This window comes from Bacillus sp. SIMBA_026, assembly GCF_046535335.1.
Classification (GTDB): Bacteria; Bacillota; Bacilli; order Bacillales; family Bacillaceae; genus Bacillus; species Bacillus velezensis.
Window position 1 is genome coordinate 1 of record NZ_JAWRWX010000389.1, and the last position, 246, is coordinate 246.

The 246-nt window shown below is 41.9% G+C and carries 1 protein-coding gene; it reads right to left on the reverse strand.

Annotation, left to right across the window (positions count from 1 at the left end; translation table 11 throughout):
* Window positions 1-246 (reverse strand): hypothetical protein (locus SB847_RS21925; protein ID WP_410578835.1); only part of this gene is annotated, 246 nt, incomplete at both ends.

Below are 246 nucleotides of genomic sequence, written 5' to 3' on the forward strand. Positions count from 1 at the left end.
GTAAAGTAACGGGCATTATTGAAATAGCTCCCATGGTCGGTGACGGACACAAATCTTTCTTTTAGTTTATCTGGAGTGTTGCTTCTGTGAACCTGCTTGGAGTTTGATAGGCTCGCCGGGAAGCCTGTCCAAGCAAACACTTTTTTTTCAAATCCGATGAGACTATGTTGGTCTAAGTTGAAATAGTTTTTTCCGTCCATCACCTGATTAAAGCAGTCGACGATCACTATATCTTGATCGCTGAAT